Source organism: Petralouisia muris, assembly GCF_004793545.1.
GTDB classification, from domain to species: domain Bacteria; phylum Bacillota; class Clostridia; order Lachnospirales; family Lachnospiraceae; genus Petralouisia; species Petralouisia muris.
This window is the reverse complement of sequence record NZ_SRYA01000057.1, coordinates 1-18,368: the sequence shown is the minus strand read 5'-3', so window position 1 is coordinate 18,368 and position 18,368 is coordinate 1. Positions and strand designations below refer to the sequence as shown.

Here is an 18,368-nt window from a genome sequence, read left to right as displayed (position 1 = left end):
GCCTATCATTTTTATAGATAGGCGCATTTACTTTAACATTTGATGCATTTAGCATTTAGCTTCTGCTGATGCTACATAAGATACTACTGCAGAACCAATTGCGCTCGTAATCGTTCCGATCACTACCGTAGGCGTAACTTCAGGATCTACATCTCCACCCTCGGCGCCAGCCAACTGTGCCATTTCTTCATCTGACAAATCTGCAAAATCTTTTCCTGAGATACCTGCCACTTCCAACACTTTCTGTACATCTTTTTCATCCATTTTCTTTTTTGCCATTTTAGAGCCTCCCTTTACCATTTTATAAACAACCTTTTTTATAAGAAATAAGACCAGCCAACGCACTCACGCATGCGGCTACCGATATCACTACAACTTCTGCAAGCGACTCAGGATTTACATCTCCCATTTCTCTAACTGCGCCAGCAATCTGTTCCATATCTGATTCTGATAACTCTTCGAAGCTTTTTCCACTTACAATCTTTTCCAGTTCTTCAAGTCTTTTTTCGTCCATTTTCTTCTCTCCTTTACTTACAAACCTTTTTGGATGCGGCAATTGTAGCCAAAGATACTACTGCTGAAATTGTAAGAGGCGTTGTTTCTGCATTAACATCTCCACCCTGTCCCTGGGTTTCTTTCATTTCCGTTTCATCCAAATCTTCAAATGCTTTTCCTGCTACATCTGTTTTTTTAATCTCTTTTTCCATTGCTTTTTCCTTTCTTTCATTTCGTTATTATGTAATCAATCCACGTGTAATTGCTTTACAATCATAATATATACTATTTTATTCTAAATGTCAACTATTTCTTACAAATTTATATATTTATTTTTTAATTTGTAATATTAATCTGCTTTTTTGAAATGCATTCAAGACAAATATAATATACGGGCATTTATACCATAAGCGAAACCAGGTCGTCTCGCTTTTATCCCACTTTTCGGATATAATCATAATGAAAACAAGAAGCGGATTTGTATAATGTCTTTTAATTAAAAATGAGGAGGAAAGATAAATGAATCATGAAAATGAATGGTTATATGGTTTTGCAACATCGTTGAAAGAACGTATCACAATTTTAAAAGATGTATGTCCGATTGACAAAAATCTAACAGCTTTGAAGACATGGCGCAAAAGAAAATCTTTATTATCCGATTCAGATTTTTCCAATATGTTACGCACTCTAAATATTTCAATGGAAGATTATGACTTAGCGGTGTCGGATTTAACAGAACGCAAACTGCGAATACTTTATTCCTATGTCAGAAAGCAAAAGTGGTATCAAATACATAAGTCGCTCTTTTCACAGAATATCCAAAGACAATCAAATGATCTGGAAGCAGCATTACGCTATCACACGGAATATTATGTTCATATGATACAAAATTATCTTTCTGATCATTCACTTCTTCTCTCAAATCAGGTCCTTCTGGCCTTTCGAGAGAATTTAATGAACGACCTTTTATCTATCTCCAAAGCAACTTTAGTGTGGGACGTTCATGATATAAAAGACCGTATGCATCTTTTATTAGACGATGCAGAGGAAGAATTTAATGCATATATTGAATTTCGTTTTGGAACTGCTGAATCGACTCAACTTTTTTTCCTGGAATATCCAGCATTATCCAGGCTGTTGGCTGCTCGTTTGATGTTTGCTGTTGAAAATTTTAAAATGTTTATAAACTCTATTGAAAACTCTTCAAATGCACTTTCAAAAGTTTTCAATATCTATCAGCCATATACCATAACCTCAGTGCAAGGGGGCGCAAGCGATAGCCACAACCATGGCAAATCCACTATCCTTTTTACTATCAATAACAAAAAACTAGTTTATAAGTTTCATAATAACGATATACTTAGCTTCTACAATCAGCTGCTTAAATATTTGAATGAGATATCGCCAATTTTTTCTTTATATCAAATAAAAAGTATCTCCGGAGAAAATTATTGTATAGAAGAATTTATTGAACATCAATCTTGCACCCAGATAGAGGAAATACAGGAATATTATAGAAAGTACGGAGTTTTGATAGCTATTTCTCATTTGTTAGGGTCAAGTGATCTGCATATGGAAAATCTGATTGCTGATGGCGCTGATCCTGTACTTGTTGACACTGAAACTTTACTCATAGCAGAAGAACGCCGAATATATAATAACGAATTTTCCAAAAATCGTTTTATGGAATCTGAGTCTGTTATTGTCTCAGGTTTACTTCCGATGCATAAATACTGGAAGCGTCAATTAGATTACAGCGCACTGAATGGAATACGCCAAAAGATACCCTACAAGGTCAGACGGCTGCTGAATGAAAAAAGCAGCGATATTAAATATTTCCTTGAAGATTATTATGTGGAACCGGCCAAAAATAATCCTCTGCTAAACGGAACTCCTGTTCTTTTTACCGATTACTATGAAAGCCTTCGACTTTCACAGCATGGATGGCCATGCGGCCCGTCGCACGACAGGCCGAGCATGACGGAGAGTTACTATAAAACCATTCTAAATGGATATTTAGACGCCATGTATATTTTGCTGAAGAACCAAAATGACATTCTTACCTTTTGTGGGGATTATTTGAATCACTGCCCTATCCGTATTCTATTGAGGGACACACAGGATTATTCTAATTTTTTATCTTTTTCTATCCATCCTTCTTGTATGGTAGATTTTATCGAACATGAGAAAGTTTTGGAAAATTTATGGAATCATTCTTTTATATCAGATAAAGCAATTCCACATGAGGTGGAATCATTAACGTATTGCGATATTCCGTATTTCTATACGTTGACGGATTCTTTCCATTTAATGTCTAGCAGCGGCGTCATCAATGGCTATTTTAACCATAATATCTTCTCTGTATTAACAGAGCACATAAAGAAAATAAATAAACAAAGCATCCGCTTTTCGGCTCTTTTAATAAGTGAGGCATTAGACGCTCTGGAAATAGAATTAAATGAGGTTCCTATCTCACAAAAACATCACTATGCTGATCCGGCTTTATGTCTGGCTGCAGATATAAAAGATTGCATGATAGACAATATTTTTGTTGATACTGTGCACCATAGAATCATTTGGCCTGAAATCGACAACTCCGGAGATAAAAATTCCCGATCCATATACTATCCTGAAATCAACTTTTACAATGGCGCCTCTGGACTTTTTACTTTTTTATATGCGCTCAACTATTATACAGGAGAGACAATTTCCATTCTATCTATATTAGAATATGAAGTTTTTACTAATGAATTAAATGACGACAGCATAAGCGCTTTTTATGGATATGGTGCTAGAATTCTATCCGCTTATATCCTTTCACAATTAACTCATGAAAAAAAATTTTCCATATACTTAGATGAGAATCTCAAAAAACTGATGGAAAAAGATTTCTCTGTTTCTTCCACTGAATGGCTGAAAGGCGCTGCCAGCCTCATCTGCCTTCTTGTGAGAATCATAGAAACAGACTGCAGCAAAATAGCAGAATTCCTTTTAGACAAACTTATCCGACAATTTACAATTGATAAAAACATTAATAATGCAGGTTTTGCCCATGGATACGCCGGCATATTATACGCGTTGATCCGCGCCAATTCTCTGCGAGAGAATAAGACTGTGGAAACTTATATTTCTAATCTCTGCCAACTTTTTATTTCCACTGTCAGCGCTGATCTTAATTCCTCTTGGTGCAACGGCACACTGGGGATTAATAAAGCATTGAAAGAGCTTTTAAACTATAATTCTGATATGTGGAATCAATATAAATTGAAATTTTTAACGCCTAATCGTATCTGTTCTGAAAACTACTGCATTTGCCACGGGAAATATGGCGAAGTAAATACAGTGATAGAGATGCTTACAGAAGAAGAAATTACAACAGAGAAATACTTGTCTATCACCGAAAGCCTTATTAAGGAGCCTATTATGTTGAAATCGGCAAAAAATACTTATCCGCCTGGTATGTTTACCGGGCTATCTGGCATTGGCTATCAATTATTAAGAGTGTATGATAACTCACTTTTTGATATACTTTTTTTTAAATAAAATTATTCATCCTTTATCACCTGCCAATAACCGGACACTTTGATTCTGCTCTCCAAAAACTATCTACATGTATCTTCTATACAAATGCGTTAGGTAGATGCTGCCAAACAGCCAAAAGCAAAGTATTTATATTAAATTGAAATAAATACTTTACTTTTTGTTATATTATGTTATAATAATATTATAAAATAAATAGAGAAAGGAGAAAAAATGGAAGCAATTAATTTAACATTCATTTCAGAAAAGAATAACAAGCTTGACAAAATAAATCAAATTGTCGGTGAATCGTTTGAATCAACATCATCCTTTGTTCCCGACCATAATTCAAACACCCCAGAGATGAGTATGAGTACGAATCTCTCAATCAGTTTCTTATGCTTTTAAACTTATCTCTTTTAAAATTGTGCTTCTTCCGCGAATCTGTCAATGGAAACGTAACATACAAGCAGCACAAAATTTCTCTTTTTTATACTTTTACTTATGCGGAAGAAGCATCTACCTTATTTTTTTTAATATCAAAAACGCTATATCTGCAGATAAAAGAATAATGTTATACATGAATTGTAACCCATTAACCAAACGGATTATATTCAGCATCATCCATGATAAAAAGTAAGGGAATATATTTAGCGCTATAAACAACACGAAATAAGAAACTAGTGTAGCTGTAGCCAAAATCCCTCTGCCCCTTTCGTCTCGTCCCTCCTTAGAAAAATAAAAATAAATAAATACTCCAAACAGCACGAAGCCAATCACCGCATCTACTTTCATAAACACTCGGCTATCAAACAAAATTTCAATTAACTCTACCACAAGAATCCCCCTTATTTTGAAGAAATAATAAATAGCTCATCTACTGTAGTGTCTAAGACCTCTGCAATCGTATATGCTAATAACAGAGAAGGATTATACCTATTTTTTTCAAGCTGCATAATCGTTTGACGCGAAACCCCTGCAAGATCAGCCAATTGCTGCTGCGTCATTCTCTTCTTAGCGCGAAATACATGTATTTGAGTATCCTCAATATACTTTTTATTCGCCATTTTCCTCCTCCTTTGGATTGCTTCCAAGTTTCATTTATGCCTCAATTTACTTATATACTATACCATTTCATAGACATAATGTAAATAATATATTTACATTTGAGCTTCTTTTCTTTTAAAAAGAAAAAATAATATTACTACTCCCTCCATGAAAGATCGAAGAGAATGGGGCTGTTACATTAAGAAATTCTGAACAAGATACAGGATATCCAACAGCCAGGTATATCTATCTCTTGTGTCTATAACCTTTAATGCGACAACCCCAATTCCTTTCTTCGTCAACGTGGTTTTGTTTTATCTATTGTAATATATCGTCTGTCAATATCACTCCTTCATAATTGCCTGATGTATATCTATTTTGCCATATCCAAATTTAATATCATATCCTATTTCACCCAAATCCAAACATGTATCTTCAAGATATTGAAGCGCTGTGTCTTTATGATCGGTTTTCAACTCATAAAAATCTATAACATCTGCAATTGCAGCGGTTATCTGCGGCGCTGAAAGGCTGGTTCCATATGAAAATGTATATCCTTGCGGCACTCCTAAGACAGAAAGACCATTATCCATACTTGTTGGATAGATACAATAAATCCATTCGCTAAGATCCAGCATATCATTAATATATACCAAATCTCCTCCCGGAGCGCAAAACCTGGTATTAGAGCCAAAATTACTATAAGAAGCAAGCGCATCACCATTATTAGAAGATACCGCAATGACTCCTTGCAGAGAGCCTGGTAAATGTTTCATGTGTTCCTCCTCGTAATACGTATCCAGATTCAGAGACTTGTTTCCTGTAGAAGCTACTACTAAAACATGTTTTTCTTCTGCATATTCTATTGCTCGTTCAAACGCTTTGATGGTGAGCAGTTCATCTTCTATATCTGCAGCTTTATATGTTCCAAGACTCATATTAATCAAATCGTTTCCATCATCTACCGCCTGTATAATTGCTTGAATGGTCCATGCGGAATCTCCTGAAGCAGCAGAAATTACACGATATGGCGTAATTTTTGCATCCGGAGCAACTTGAGCAATAATACCTGCCACCATTGTACCATGCCCATTGGTATCTACAATACTTTCGTCTTCGCTAATAAAGGAAACTGCATCTTCCAAATCTATCTTACCTGATAATATTGGATGATTTGGATCTATGCCACTGTCAACTAACGCAATTCTTACTCCTTCTCCTGATGCTTTTTCCAACGAAAGGCCATTATTTGTAATTGAATCTACATGCCATGCATTTGCATAAAATAACTCTTCATTGGACATTCTACTCCTGTTATATCTTTCCAATTGGCCTTCTGGCATTGCGCTTGCATCAATAGTTTGTAAAGACGGCATAACCAGTTCTATGTTGGGTAAAATACCACTCTCCTCAATATTTTCTGCAATACGCTCATTTTGCAGAATGCCATCAATGTCGACCTCACTAGGATATGTTAATCGGATTAGTCCTATTTCTTCAATGATTGCAACCTCAATCCGGGAGTCTATGTTCTCAATTAATTCTTTTATCTCATTAATCATTTCCTTATTTTTGAGCAGTAAATCCTGCCCGTTCATATTCTGTTCCGCTTTGACAACATCAGTCGAAAAACAACACATTATTGCCAATACTGCAAGCCCTAAAAAACATTTTACTTTTTTCATTAATTTATCCAACTGCCATTCCTCCTTCTATATCTCCTACCTCAATATTTCCTGAATATATATAACTGTAGAGTCCTTGATTTTTCATTAATTTTTCATGATTTCCTTCCTCCACAATTCTTCCTTGATGCATCACAATGACTCTATCAAAATGTTGAATTGTATTTAATCTATGAGAAACCACAACACATGGGAATTCATACTCTTTCACTCTATTCATAATATAATTCTCAGAAATGTTATCTAAAGCGCTGGTTGGTTCATCCATAATAATTAGCTCTGGTTTTTTCACAATAGCCCTGGCAATAGCGATGCGCTGCATCTGTCCCCCAGACAAATTTAATCCGCCCTCTGATATCTGAGTCATGTATCCCATAGGCAAAGACTGTATAATTTCAGCCACCTTGGCGTCATCCACTGCTTTTAGAAATTGTTCATCACTGATTCCTTCTTTGTTCATAAGAATATTATCCTTTAAACTCATATTAAATATTGCTGGATTTTGATTCACAACACTTATTTTACTGCGTATTGATTCCTGCTTTAACTCATTCATGTTCTTTCCATTCACAAGCACTTGTCCGCTAGATGGCGAGTAAAGACCTGCAATTAATTTTACCAATGTACTTTTTCCTGAACCACTTGGTCCCACGATTGCAATCTTTTCATTTTTTCCTATTTTAAGATTAATATCTTTCAAAACCATTTTTTCAAACTTACTATACTGAAAATCTACGTTTTTCAGTTCTATGTATTCGTATGGTTCATTAAGTTCCTCTTTTTCCTCATCAGTCATAACTTTTTGTTCTAATATTTCCGATAATTTTCCAAAATAGGATCGCAGCAATAGTATGGATGAAAACGCGCTCATAATAGTAATGATCGGCGTAACAAAGGCGGCTGATATAGCATTAAAACTTATCAGCTCTCCAATCGTCAATGTCCCGTTACTTATCCCATATATGCCAATTCCAATAATCAATAACGGCATTATGAATTGCGATGTAGTGGCAACCCCTCCAATGATGCCAGTAATTCGATTTTTATCCATCTGTATTTTTAATTGTTCATTAAAATTAGCTTCCCACTCATTATAAAATTGTTTCTCTGCCCCTACCGATTTCACTGTTTCCATTCCTTCAAACAGTTCTACCAACGTCCTATGCACTTTTGAATGAAGCGCTAACTCTTTATCAGTAAAAGATTGGTACTTTTTGGTATTAATAAATGAAGATACCACTATCACGGCTATCCCTGCCATACAGACAACTGTCAGTCTTTTTGAATAGCTAACCATCAAACTAAAATATGCTATTACAAATACTACATCGATTACCGTAGTTACTAATTGACTGCTTAAGAGTTGTTGTATATAAGTAGATAAGTTCGAACGAAATATCATATCGCCTGTTGAGCGATTCACAAAAAAGTTCAATGGTAAAGACATAATTTTTTTCATAAAACTTGTCATAAGATTTTTCTGAAAGTAATTCTGGAACCTAGCTACAATAAGCGTTCTAAAAACCTGTAATACATAATAAATCACAAAAACCGCCAAAATTGAAACAAAAATCTCAAATGGCGTTAGATCACTAGAAAGCAGTTTATAATTATCTACAGCTCTTTGTGTTATAATTGGTATTCCAAGTGCAAAAAACTGAATTAATAATGTAAAACCTATTAATGCCAAAATTTTAATTTTTTGTGTTTTAATAAGCTCAAGCAAGCCATTTTTCTTTTTTTCATCACTATATTCTTTTGCTTTCTTCTCATCGATGGAGTTTATAACAAGCGCAATATTGGAAAAATGTTCTTCGAACTCCTCCAATGTATATTTTCTATAACCTAATGCCGGATCTACCACCAGTACATGATTATTTACCTTTTTTAAAAATACAACATAATGTTTATTATCCCAAAAAATGATACAGGGGCGGTTATTTTCTTTAAAAAACTGCATATCTTTAATTCGCAGACCAGAACTTTCAACGCCAAAGTCTCTTAAAATGGCCTGTAATTGAAAAGGTGTATTTCCGCCCTTTGGAACCCCATAGCAATCACGCAATGTATTTAAAGAAATATGCACTCCTAAATAATTTAATATCATTGCGACGGATGTTATTCCACATTCACTATGTTCACTCTGTTCAATGAATTTGACTTTTCGCACCACTCTTTTTCCTCCTTTTCACTCATCTTATAACATCTTTTGCATGCCAAAAATTTAAATTGACTTTTCATCCTCCCATTCCCCCTGCATGTTCTCTCAGTATTTTTGCCTGCAAATATTCGTCAGGAATATATCTGACCTGTGAATTTCCACTCCCATAAATACTGTCCATGTCTTCACGACTCAATTTTTCTGCGTAATTGATCTTAATTTCAAAATTTTGCTTTCTGTCATTTTTTTTCATCTCTTTCTCCTTTCTAAAGACATTTTTTATATACATATTGTACATCTTATTTTTAATAATGTAAAGTATTTTTTTCATTTTGCAATATATTCATTTTTATTATTACTTCTTTTGATTTTCCCAATCCAGATACACGCCACGATATCTGGATTGATTTTCTGAAGTTCTTCAAAATTCACCTGTACTGTCGGATACTGATTCAGTCCTGCAAATTTGGATTCCTTATCGTAAACGGTTACAACCTTTCACACCATAAATAAAAAAAGAGACGGGAGGAACCCGCCGCTTTACAATCAGCCTGAATTATTCACAAAACAACAGTTCAATCTTCTCAAATCTGCATAAAGACCTTCTCCGTGACGGTACTATATATTGCAGCAGAGAAACAGACATTTTTATGAATTCACCAACGCCATAATCCAATACAGCCACCCTCTCACAGAACTGGCCCGTCTTTCCACGAGGCTTTCCCCGCAGACTCGCATTTCCCGCATCTTAGCGGCAATCGTCTTTTTATCTGGCGCCTTTCCTCCCTTAAGGATAGTTTCAAACAATTCATAAAAAATCCGGTGTTCCAGAATCAGCCGCACATATTCCAACTGGCGTTCCTTATACCGCATCTTCAGAAGCCGCCTGCCCGCCGACGTAATATGCGCTTTCACGCCTTCCTCTCCATTGCGCTTCTCCATCAGTCCTAAATACCTTCCAGCATTAAAATAATAATCTGATTGTCTCTCTTTAAATCCGAACAGCTCTGCAATCTCCGCCGCTATCATCGGCTCTTCCGCCAGATGCTCTGCCAGGGAAATTACTTTCGGAAAACTGTCTGCCTGGATAAAGGTCACCTCAGGCTCCGGTTTTATTCTGGTTTTCTTCCAAATATCCTGCAAATCCTCCCATGTAATTTCAATATCTTCCAGACTGTAATTCTTCTCCTGCACCAGATTTAAAGAATTATAATCATTGATATCCATAAATTCATATTCCAGCAGACGAAAAATATTATTGGAATACACCAAAAACACCGGCCGGATCTGCTTATTGATTTTCCCATTCCATAACCTTACCGGATAATATAGCTGCCGAATCAGAAAATTGCTGTGGACTACATTTTTTCCTTCCATCACAGAAAAAACATTGGGATTTTCAAAGCCCCCGTCTATCTCCACCTGGGAATTTTCCACTGTAATATAAGATTTAGTCTGGTAATCTCCTGATTTCGAATGACTGACATAGAATCCGAAGCTGCCGGAGCTCATACGACCGGATACCGTCTGCACCATATGGGGCTCCCCTAAAAAATCCTCCAGAATTCCTGCAATACTCATGATATTAATGGCGTTTGCTTCTGAACGGATATCATTAATATCAATGGTTTCATAATAATCCGGGATTTTGGCGCCTTTCATTTGTTTGATATCGGAAACCATTTCCGGAAAATCCTGATACAAATCAAATTCTCCAAGAACATACTTCCCTCTTGTAACCGGCAAAATTGCAATTTTTCTCCCAAATACAGCAGGCAGGGATTCCCGGGTGTCAAATTTCGTCATTAACCGGGGTTCTTTTACCTCCCGAATTTGATCTGCCGTAATGTAAAAAAGCCCGTTCTTTTTTATCTCATGTTCAATGTTGTGCTTTTCAAACAGAATTTCCCATTTTTCATCAATCAGGCTCATAATTGTGTACCAGTATCTCCTTGATTTCTCCGCGTTTTTCCGGGTTAACGTTAATGGCTCTCTTAGCTTTTACATACTCTATCTTATAATCTTTATATAAATCTTCAATAAAGGAACAGGCAGAATTAGACAGTAAGAATTTAATGCCTCTTTTATGCAGCGCATCGCACTGTTCTTTCAGGGCAATCTGCTCCTGTTCCCCGAAACCGCCTGCCGTATAGCCGGTAAAGGATGCGGAAGCGCTGATGGGCACATAAGGCGGATCAAAGTATACAAACGCCCCTTTTCGGATTCCTCTTAACGACTCCCGGTAATCTCCGCATTTGATTGTAATATCCGCTTGGTTAAAATAAGCGGATAGCGCCTGAATCGTTGTCTCATTTGTAATATTGGGATTCTTATACCGTCCCCAGGGAGAATTAAACTCACCAGAACTGTTAACCCGGAACAGGCCGTTATAACAAGTCTTGTTTAAGTAAATGATCCTTGCCGCCCGTTCCACATTGGTTAAATTGCTAAAGCCCTGTTTGTCACGATCAAGCGCCCGCACATGATAAAAATATTCCTCACAGTTCTTCTCCCTGTGCTCCTTAAGCTTTCGCATCAATGCTTCCGGCTCCTCTTTAATGGTCAGATAAACATTCATCAATTCCTGATTGGAATCATTGATCACTGCTTTCGCCGGCTGCCGGCAAAACAGCACTGCGCCGCCTCCCAGAAATGGTTCATAATACGTGGAGCATTTCGGGATGAGGGGTTCAATGCTGTCTAAAAGCTGCCTCTTTCCTCCTACCCATTTTAAAATCGGCGAAACTAATGGATTCTTCTTTGCCATCCTTTTGTCTCCTATTTTTATAAAAATCAGAATTATAACACTGCTGTATTGTCCCGCCTTTCATTATAACCTAAATATCCTGAAATGTTAAGAGGTTAGAAAAACGCAAACGCCATTTATTCAAACCTTCCTATTCCTTCTGTAATCTGCTTTGTTTTCCAGGATTTCAATATTCTAAAGGAAAGAAGCGCGCATATCGCCAATGCTCCCACCGCCATCAGTGAGAATTCTGTATAAACAAAATGAAATTTATGCCCAAAGGACTGCATATCCGACATTTCATACAAATATTTCAATGTCGGATGGGAAAGTGCAAACGCCGCCAAAACAGATATCCATCCTAAGATAAGATTCTCAAACAGCATTACTTTCTTTGTCATTGCCACACTCATTCCGATTGCACGCAGCATACAGATTTCCTTTGTTCTTTTCTGCATCCGGTATCTGAAATTATTGATCATATTGATCAGAACCAGCAGAAACGTGATGATAGAAATACCATAAATATACACCATCTGCTTGTGATAGAACATTTCATTTTGTTTTGCTTCATCAATCAGGCTGCGGGTGGATACATTAGAATTATCCGTGCTGATCCGGATTAATTGCTGCTCCAGCAAATCCTTCTGCGCGAAATCCAGATCCCCATCCCCATCACAATACATACATTGAATTCCACTCTCAGGCGCAATCTTCTGGATCGAATGGTCGCTGGTAATCAATAAGGGATACAGCGTTTTATTGCAATCAAACATATGCGGGAAGGACACAATCGCTTTCACCTTATAAGTTTTATAAACGTATTCTGCGTCATAATCCTCCAAAGCCTCATATTCCATGGAATCCGTATGCAGATCTGCCCTGTATTTTATTGAGATCGCATCGCCCGCATGATATTCCATCAAAGGCGAGCCTTCTTTATAGAATCCCGGCAGATCATTATTCTTTGTATCATCCATCTGAAGAACAGACAAAATCACCTCATTTTCACCCAGATTCTCCGGGGTAAAATCACCTTCAATCACATATTTCTGTAATGCTTCCAGCGCTCCCGCATTATATCCCAGCAGCATGGATTTATAAATCTGATTTTTTCCGTCATATCCAGTCTTTCCATATCCATACAATTCCCTCAGCGCCTCATTGTGATCATCGTAATACCTATCATTGTAAACAACGTAACTCCCAAACTGACCGTCAGAACTACAAAACCGCTTGTTTTTAAATCTTTAAAAATATATTTGCAGCTCATCTTCAACAAGGTTCCCATTTTGCCGTCTGCCTGCTGTATGAAAAAAAGACGCTTCCCTTTCTCCGTTTCTTTCTCCGATATGGCATCTATAACGGAAGAACCTGTAACCTTTCTTCCCATCATAGTTCCAATCATATGGATGAGTAAAAAAGTAATCACGACACACGCCAGGATCTGCCAGACTGGCGCCACCAATTCAAAACGCACCGCCTCATTGCAAAGATAAACTTCCCTGTCTCTGTCACCAGATATGCGCAAAACCAGCCAGGCGGTCAAAAAACCGCACAATATTCCAAAGGGCGCACTGATCCAGTAAATATCATACAATTCCAACAGCAGCATCTTACAGAGCTGCCTTTTTTTCATGCCGATTGCTCTCAATATTCCATACTGCCGGACCCTCGATAACACAGTGATGCGATACACCCCGCAGAACGCCACCAGACAGATCAACAGAAGCACACTGACGATTCCCACATCAATCAAATACAGTTCATGCAGATTCTCCCTTGCCGGACATTCTTTGATCTGTTTCTCCAAAATGCCCAGTTCCTCTTTCAGAGCTTCCGTTTTCCGCTCATAATTCACAGAGTCCCGGAGTTCTATCATGCCTTTCACGCGCCTTTCCGCCATCTGGTTCAGTTCCTGCTTTTTCATGTCCACGTTTTCCCGGTAATATACATCACCGTTTACCAACGTAAAAGAGTAGTTCTTTACGCTGTCGTCAGCCGGAAGCGTTTCAGCCAGGGCAGCTTCGTCCGGTTCTGATATGGCTTCCCGGTAAGTCCCGTGGATAAGGGACGCCGCTTTCAGAAGCTGCTCTGCAAGGCTGGCTCCAGGGATTGGCATAACCGTGTAATCCTGCCTTCCGTACTGCGTGCTTTCGGATGATTCTTTTCCCAGCACCATTTCTGGGTGGCTGAGGAAATAGTGATTGACCGTAAAGCCGTCCGCATTTGTCCCGGTCTGCACCCATTCCGGGGCTTCGTCTGCCGGGGCATCGCGTTTCTGCAAGAATAAGATGTCAGACACCACTTCCGTATTGGCATTCGCTTTAAAGGCATTGTTCGGCAGGCGGACTGCCCCCAGAAGGTCAGCCCTCTTAGACAGGTATTCCCTTGCGTCTGTGCTTTTGGAGTCCATCGTGTAGCGGGTGGTGACGAATGCCAGGATTCCGCCGGGATGCACCATGTCCAGTGATTTCGCGATGAAGTAATTATGGATGGAGAAGCCCAGCCTGTTATACTCTGGGTCATTTACCTGATACTGCCCGAACGGCACATTCCCGATGGCAAGGTCAAAGAAATCCTCTAGGAAGCCTGTATTTTCATATCCGGTGATATGAATCCTCGCATTGGGGTAAAGCAGCTTCGCGATGCGCCCGCTGACGCCATCCAACTCCACTCCGTAAAGTTTGGATTCTGACATTTCTTCTGGCAATAAACCAAAGAAGTTCCCAATTCCGCAGGCAGGCTCCAGGATTCTGCCGGATGTAAAGCCCATGCCGCTGACCGCTCCATAAATAGCTTTGATAACCGTGGGGCAGGTATAGTGGGCATTCAGGACAGAAGCCTTGGCGGAATCGTATTCTTCTGGGGTAAGCATGGTCTGAAGCTCCTGATATTCCTTTTCCCAGCCAGCTTTGCCCGGCTCGAATGCATCCGGGATTCCACCCCAACCGACATATCTGGAAAGAACTTGTTGTTCATCAGGCATGGCAGGGCGATTTCTGGATTCCACACTCTTTAACACAGTGATTGCTTCCATGTTCATGCCGAACTTTGCCTTCGGTCCGCCCTCGCCCAAACGATTATCTGTGATGATGAAGTTGCAGGGTTTAGGCATTTCCTGAGCATTGGATTCAGTCTGGATAACTTCTGGTTCCGGGGAAACCGTTGGCTCTTCCATATCTGGGGTATCCTGTCCTGCATTTCCTGCATCTGTTGTTCCAGAAGCAGCAGGTTCAGGTTCTTTTATATCATTTTCCTGAATCGTTGGCTCTGCCGCATCTGGTTTGGGCTGCTCCATATCCTCTGCATCTGTTGTTCCAGAAGCAGTAGGTTCCTGTTTTTCTGTATCATTTTCCTGAGCCACATTTGCTTTAGGTTCATCCGATTCTTTTACAGATGATAATGCCGGATACGTTTCGTTGAACAATTCATTCAGCAACCGAATACGGAACTTTTCCATATCATAATAGAGCTTCATAAACTCTGCATTCTCGACGACAAGGACAGCGCGCTTGACAGCCTCCTTGCATTCCAGGGCGGTGTCTTGTCTGTCAGAATTGCGACAGGCATTTCTATATGCGTTATCTCCCAAAATAAATTCTTTAATCACTGGCTTATATTTGCCATAGATTTCCCCAATAGATGGTTTTTGCGGCTGCGTACTGTTGGCATTCCCCTTTGTCTGAGCCTCCTGTTTCTGATGCTCATGGTTGTAAATAGTTACTGCAATCGTCCTGAGCACCCGCTCACTGGACTCGCTGACGGCTGCTCCGAGAACCCGGATGATTCTCTGGGTGTTGAAGTCTGGGATGTCTTTGAAATCCCCACTCTTCAGGAACTGCCACGGGTTAAATCCGCATCTGGCAAGGAGAAGGTATGAGATGCTTGCGGCGGCGGCAAGGCGGAACTTTACGCTGACCGTCTGCTCATCCAGTTCTTCCAAAAAGCTCCCTTCGCATTCATACATGATGTCTTTATGGTAGTTCTTCCAATACCCGTTTACCAGCCTTACGGCAATCATCTCAAGCTGGTAGACAAGCCCTTTCTCCCCGGATATGCCGAACCGTCCTTCCAGAGCCTTTATGACAACGGCTTCATAGTCTTTTTTATACTGCCATTGGAACAGGTCGGCGGAGCTTTTTCTCCTCTGCGTATCTGCAATGTCGAACACATAACGAATCTTGGGGTAGCCGTTCTGGTTGAAGCCGACAAGCCCAATCCCCTTAGAGCCGCGGCGGATATGGCGGTTCATCCGCACGCTCCAGAGATTGAACTCGGCACAGGCGGTAGCCTTTGGGCGCTGGGCGTGAATCATGAGCTGGTCTGGGAAAGAGTAGCGGTAAAGCCGGGAAGCGGTGTTTAAAAAATCCGCCCAGTTCTCTGTGTTCTTCGTCACCTGCGACGCTGCATTGCCCGCAAGCTGGATATAGTCCTGTAATTTTGTAGCCATAAGTAAACCCTCCTCGTCCTGCCCGGGGTTGCCGGACAGTTAAAATCTTTTACAGATGCACCCGCTTTTCTGCCCAGAGGCAGAAAAATTTAAGCCGCCTACAAGCAATGCAGGCAGCTTAAGTTTGGGGGTATATGGGCTACGGAATTTACAGCAATGGGGGGTTCTTAGGTATGAAGGCTTTTTACGTGTGCATTGAGTAATATGCGGTTTTCATGTCCTCCTGCCCATGCAGGATTATCCCGCCTGAACTCCCGGCTTCCCCGTTCCTGGTTTCCCGGAAGAAGAAGCTGTACGGCACAAAGTCATCGTAAATCTCTATTTTTTCTGCGTAAGCCCATCTGAACTGCCCACGCAGGAACCAGATAAGTTTACACCGGATGACACCGTCCGCTAAAGCAGCGTGTAAATTCTTTCTGCTTTTGAACACAATCTGCGCCTGCTTCGCGGAATTGTCTATGGAAAGCGTCTTCCATACAAAAGGCTTGCTTTTGTGCAGGCATTCCATCATTCTGCCATAGGGAAGGGTAATGGCTTCCTGGTAGCCAGAAACGCTTTCTTCGTTGCCCTCAAGCCAGGTGAGGGCAATCTCTACGGTTCCAGCATAGGCGTCCTGGCGCAGCTTGGCAAAGGAATATATGTCGCGGACGATAACCTCTGGTTTGTGTTCCAGCCCCTCCAACTCTTGGCAGGGAATACAGAACCTGTGAGGGGATTTGCGGGAACGGCTGACTGTCCGCAGCCCAACGCAGCCGTCCCGGAATGTCATATATACGAGCGTCTTATCTGTCATAGTGTTGGTTTCTCCTTTCTTAGAATTACATCTTTTTACGGCAGGGAATCCCCGCTGAAATAAAACTCATCCATTATCTTTTCACAGTCTTCCTCACTCTGCAAATCATAATGACCGTGGTTCAGGCTCTTCAGCTTCTGGTTCCAGCTTGTCCACACCGCATAAGTCCCGTTATCCTTTTTCGCCGATACCATGTAAAGATGGGAATCGTCGGGGTGGCAGGATTTCTTTCTGATTTTTAGTACAGTGTACTTGGGAAGGTTCTCTTTGAAATAAAGCTTCACTTGTTCCATAACTTCTAATCCGGTTTTCATATTCATTTACACCTCCGTGGTTTCTGTAAAATTGCATAAATCCAGATTCTCATACACCCATGAATCCGCCGGATATTCGTCTGCAAGGGCAGCCCCGATATGCTGCCAATCCAGGGGGCAGTTGTGGGTGGATGAGAATTCATCCAGGATTTCTTTTACACAGCAGATTAAGTCCAGGTTTCTTTCATCATCTGCCTGTAAAATCATCTCTCTGATTGTCTGTTCCATGTGCCAGCTCCTTTTGTTCATGGTCAGAACATGAACCGTTTCTGTCCGTCGCTGCAAACCGCTTTCATAAAGAGCAGTTCGCCATTTTCCTTTGCGTTTTTAATTATAGTTTCCGCCTGTTCCAATACGGGGGGTTTTGCCGTAGTATTTGCCGCTGTCCGTTGGGCATCGGGGAAACTCATAGATTTCATAGTACAGGATTGTATAGTCTGCCATTCCTGGTTGCTCCTTTCTTTTATCTGGTTTTCGGGCAGTAAAAAAGAGCCTGTTTTACGGCTGGCTCCAAAGCCGTTTTTAAGGGCATATGGCATTTATTATTCTTCAGCTTCCACGCCCTTTATCAGCCCCAGGGAAACAAGCAGGCTGACGGTATCCTTGATGCCGCACATATAAGAGATGTCGCATAGCGCTGGTTGGATGATAAGGTACATGCCACATAATCGTTTATGACCTTTTTCTGCCCTTTGGTTAGGTCAAGATTCTCATACCGTTTCTCCAGTTCCTTTTCATCCCTGCGGTCATTGAGATAGATTTCGTCTGCCCACGCTAATGCATCCCTGCTGCGATCCATGAAATTCCCCATGCCTTTCTTAATTAAGTCTTCAATCAGCTTATTCATTTGCGTCTCCTTTCGATAGTTTATTTCACAAATGCACCCGTGCTCTTTTTTTCTATTGTTCATGGGAAAAAATATTTACGGAGAAATCCAAAGAATAGAGCAAAGAATAGAAAAAAGCAGATTGCCGAATGGCATAGGGTATGCTATAATTTGTTCCAGAGCAGTCGTGTTACGAGGTGGCAGCCTCCCTAACTTCACAGAAGAAGGGAGGTGGTGAACATGAGTACATATGAAGTTTTAAGCCTGTTAATTCGTAAACGGTAAAACGCGAGTACCTATACAAAACTGGAGCAAACCTGTATGATAGT

General features: G+C 39.9%; 17 protein-coding genes. 1 reads left to right on the top strand and 16 read right to left on the bottom strand.

Going from position 1 to position 18,368, the window contains the following annotated elements; translation table 11 throughout:
* Nucleotides 1-48 precede the first annotated feature (48 nt).
* From E5329_RS21045 to E5329_RS21035, 3 genes are read right to left on the bottom strand one after another with little or no spacing between them, the layout of a single operon-like run.
* On the bottom strand, nt 49-279 hold the full coding sequence (locus E5329_RS21045; RefSeq protein ID WP_168356714.1) for a lichenicidin A2 family type 2 lantibiotic: 231 nt from the start codon (nt 277-279) through the stop codon (nt 49-51).
* Between the two features lie 22 nt (nt 280-301).
* Entirely contained in the window at nt 302-514 is a 213-nt protein-coding gene (locus E5329_RS21040) for a lichenicidin A2 family type 2 lantibiotic (RefSeq protein WP_135991327.1), read from the bottom strand.
* Between the two features lie 13 nt (nt 515-527).
* Nucleotides 528-707, bottom strand: a complete 180-nt coding sequence (locus E5329_RS21035; RefSeq protein WP_135991326.1) for a mersacidin family lantibiotic — start codon at nt 705-707, stop codon at nt 528-530.
* 307 nt (nt 708-1,014) lie between these two features.
* Between E5329_RS21035 and E5329_RS21030 the strand changes: the two genes are divergently transcribed.
* Nucleotides 1,015-4,038: a DUF4135 domain-containing protein gene (locus E5329_RS21030; RefSeq protein WP_135991325.1), complete on the top strand. Its 3,024-nt coding sequence runs from the start codon at nt 1,015-1,017 to the stop codon at nt 4,036-4,038.
* 495 nt (nt 4,039-4,533) lie between these two features.
* Here the strand turns inward: E5329_RS21030 and E5329_RS21025 are convergent, their stop codons facing one another.
* From E5329_RS21025 to E5329_RS20970, 13 genes are all read right to left on the bottom strand, one after another.
* Complete coding sequence (locus E5329_RS21025) at nt 4,534-4,851, bottom strand: hypothetical protein (RefSeq protein WP_135991324.1); 318 nt, start codon at nt 4,849-4,851, stop codon at nt 4,534-4,536.
* A gap of 11 nt (nt 4,852-4,862) precedes the next feature.
* Nucleotides 4,863-5,081, bottom strand: coding sequence for a helix-turn-helix transcriptional regulator (locus tag E5329_RS21020; RefSeq protein WP_135991323.1), 219 nt, complete (start codon nt 5,079-5,081; stop codon nt 4,863-4,865).
* 324 nt (nt 5,082-5,405) lie between these two features.
* The gene (locus E5329_RS21015) at nt 5,406-6,758 is read right to left on the bottom strand and encodes a S8 family serine peptidase (protein ID WP_135991322.1); all 1,353 of its coding nucleotides are present in this window, start codon (nt 6,756-6,758) and stop codon (nt 5,406-5,408) included.
* The gene (locus E5329_RS21010; RefSeq protein ID WP_135991321.1) at nt 6,751-8,919 is read right to left on the bottom strand and encodes a peptidase domain-containing ABC transporter; all 2,169 of its coding nucleotides are present in this window, start codon (nt 8,917-8,919) and stop codon (nt 6,751-6,753) included. The genes E5329_RS21015 and E5329_RS21010 overlap by 8 nt, the downstream gene beginning before the upstream one ends.
* Nucleotides 8,920-8,983: 64 nt before the next feature.
* Complete coding sequence (locus E5329_RS29995) at nt 8,984-9,160, bottom strand: hypothetical protein (RefSeq protein WP_168356713.1); 177 nt, start codon at nt 9,158-9,160, stop codon at nt 8,984-8,986.
* 395 nt (nt 9,161-9,555) lie between these two features.
* Nucleotides 9,556-10,839 carry a type II restriction enzyme gene (locus E5329_RS21005; RefSeq protein WP_135991320.1) on the bottom strand — a complete coding sequence of 428 codons (1,284 nt, stop codon included), beginning with the start codon at nt 10,837-10,839 and terminating at the stop codon, nt 9,556-9,558.
* Nucleotides 10,826-11,674, bottom strand: a complete 849-nt coding sequence (locus E5329_RS21000; RefSeq protein WP_135991319.1) for a DNA adenine methylase — start codon at nt 11,672-11,674, stop codon at nt 10,826-10,828. Before E5329_RS21000 ends, E5329_RS21005 begins: the two co-directional genes overlap by 14 nt.
* A gap of 116 nt (nt 11,675-11,790) precedes the next feature.
* Nucleotides 11,791-12,801, bottom strand: a complete 1,011-nt coding sequence (locus E5329_RS20995) for an ABC transporter permease (protein ID WP_135991318.1) — start codon at nt 12,799-12,801, stop codon at nt 11,791-11,793.
* Between the two features lie 5 nt (nt 12,802-12,806).
* Nucleotides 12,807-16,106 carry an FtsX-like permease family protein gene (locus tag E5329_RS32630; protein WP_168356712.1) on the bottom strand — a complete coding sequence of 1,100 codons (3,300 nt, stop codon included), beginning with the start codon at nt 16,104-16,106 and terminating at the stop codon, nt 12,807-12,809.
* Nucleotides 16,107-16,290: 184 nt separating this feature from the next.
* The gene (locus E5329_RS20985) at nt 16,291-16,899 is read right to left on the bottom strand and encodes a DUF4120 family protein (protein WP_135991317.1); all 609 of its coding nucleotides are present in this window, start codon (nt 16,897-16,899) and stop codon (nt 16,291-16,293) included.
* Between the two features lie 35 nt (nt 16,900-16,934).
* On the bottom strand, nt 16,935-17,219 hold the full coding sequence (locus tag E5329_RS20980; RefSeq protein WP_275443547.1) for a hypothetical protein: 285 nt from the start codon (nt 17,217-17,219) through the stop codon (nt 16,935-16,937).
* Nucleotides 17,220-17,441, bottom strand: a complete 222-nt coding sequence (locus E5329_RS20975) for a hypothetical protein (RefSeq protein ID WP_135991316.1) — start codon at nt 17,439-17,441, stop codon at nt 17,220-17,222.
* A 340-nt stretch (nt 17,442-17,781) separates the two neighbouring features.
* A complete protein-coding gene (locus tag E5329_RS20970) occupies nt 17,782-18,060 on the bottom strand; it encodes a hypothetical protein (RefSeq protein ID WP_275443546.1) in 279 nt (92 codons plus the stop codon).
* Nucleotides 18,061-18,368 lie beyond the last annotated feature (308 nt).

Bases quoted from the DNA above. Each gene is read 5' to 3' on its own strand.
- E5329_RS21045 (WP_168356714.1), bottom strand. From the start codon at position 279: ATGGCAAAAAAGAAAATGGATGAAAAAGATGTACAGAAAGTGTTGGAA.
- E5329_RS21040 (WP_135991327.1), bottom strand. From the start codon at position 514: ATGGACGAAAAAAGACTTGAAGAACTGGAAAAGATTGTAAGTGGAAAA.
- E5329_RS21035 (WP_135991326.1), bottom strand. From the start codon at position 707: ATGGAAAAAGAGATTAAAAAAACAGATGTAGCAGGAAAAGCATTTGAA.
- E5329_RS21030 (WP_135991325.1), top strand. From the start codon at position 1,015: ATGAATCATGAAAATGAATGGTTATATGGTTTTGCAACATCGTTGAAA.
- E5329_RS21020 (WP_135991323.1), bottom strand. From the start codon at position 5,081: ATGGCGAATAAAAAGTATATTGAGGATACTCAAATACATGTATTTCGC.
- E5329_RS29995 (WP_168356713.1), bottom strand. From the start codon at position 9,160: ATGAAAAAAAATGACAGAAAGCAAAATTTTGAAATTAAGATCAATTAC.
- E5329_RS21005 (WP_135991320.1), bottom strand. From the start codon at position 10,839: ATGAGCCTGATTGATGAAAAATGGGAAATTCTGTTTGAAAAGCACAAC.
- E5329_RS21000 (WP_135991319.1), bottom strand. From the start codon at position 11,674: ATGGCAAAGAAGAATCCATTAGTTTCGCCGATTTTAAAATGGGTAGGA.
- E5329_RS32630 (WP_168356712.1), bottom strand. From the start codon at position 16,106: ATGGCTACAAAATTACAGGACTATATCCAGCTTGCGGGCAATGCAGCG.
- E5329_RS20985 (WP_135991317.1), bottom strand. From the start codon at position 16,899: ATGACAGATAAGACGCTCGTATATATGACATTCCGGGACGGCTGCGTT.
- E5329_RS20980 (WP_275443547.1), bottom strand. From the start codon at position 17,219: ATGAATATGAAAACCGGATTAGAAGTTATGGAACAAGTGAAGCTTTAT.
- E5329_RS20975 (WP_135991316.1), bottom strand. From the start codon at position 17,441: ATGGAACAGACAATCAGAGAGATGATTTTACAGGCAGATGATGAAAGA.
- E5329_RS20970 (WP_275443546.1), bottom strand. From the start codon at position 18,060: ATGAATAAGCTGATTGAAGACTTAATTAAGAAAGGCATGGGGAATTTC.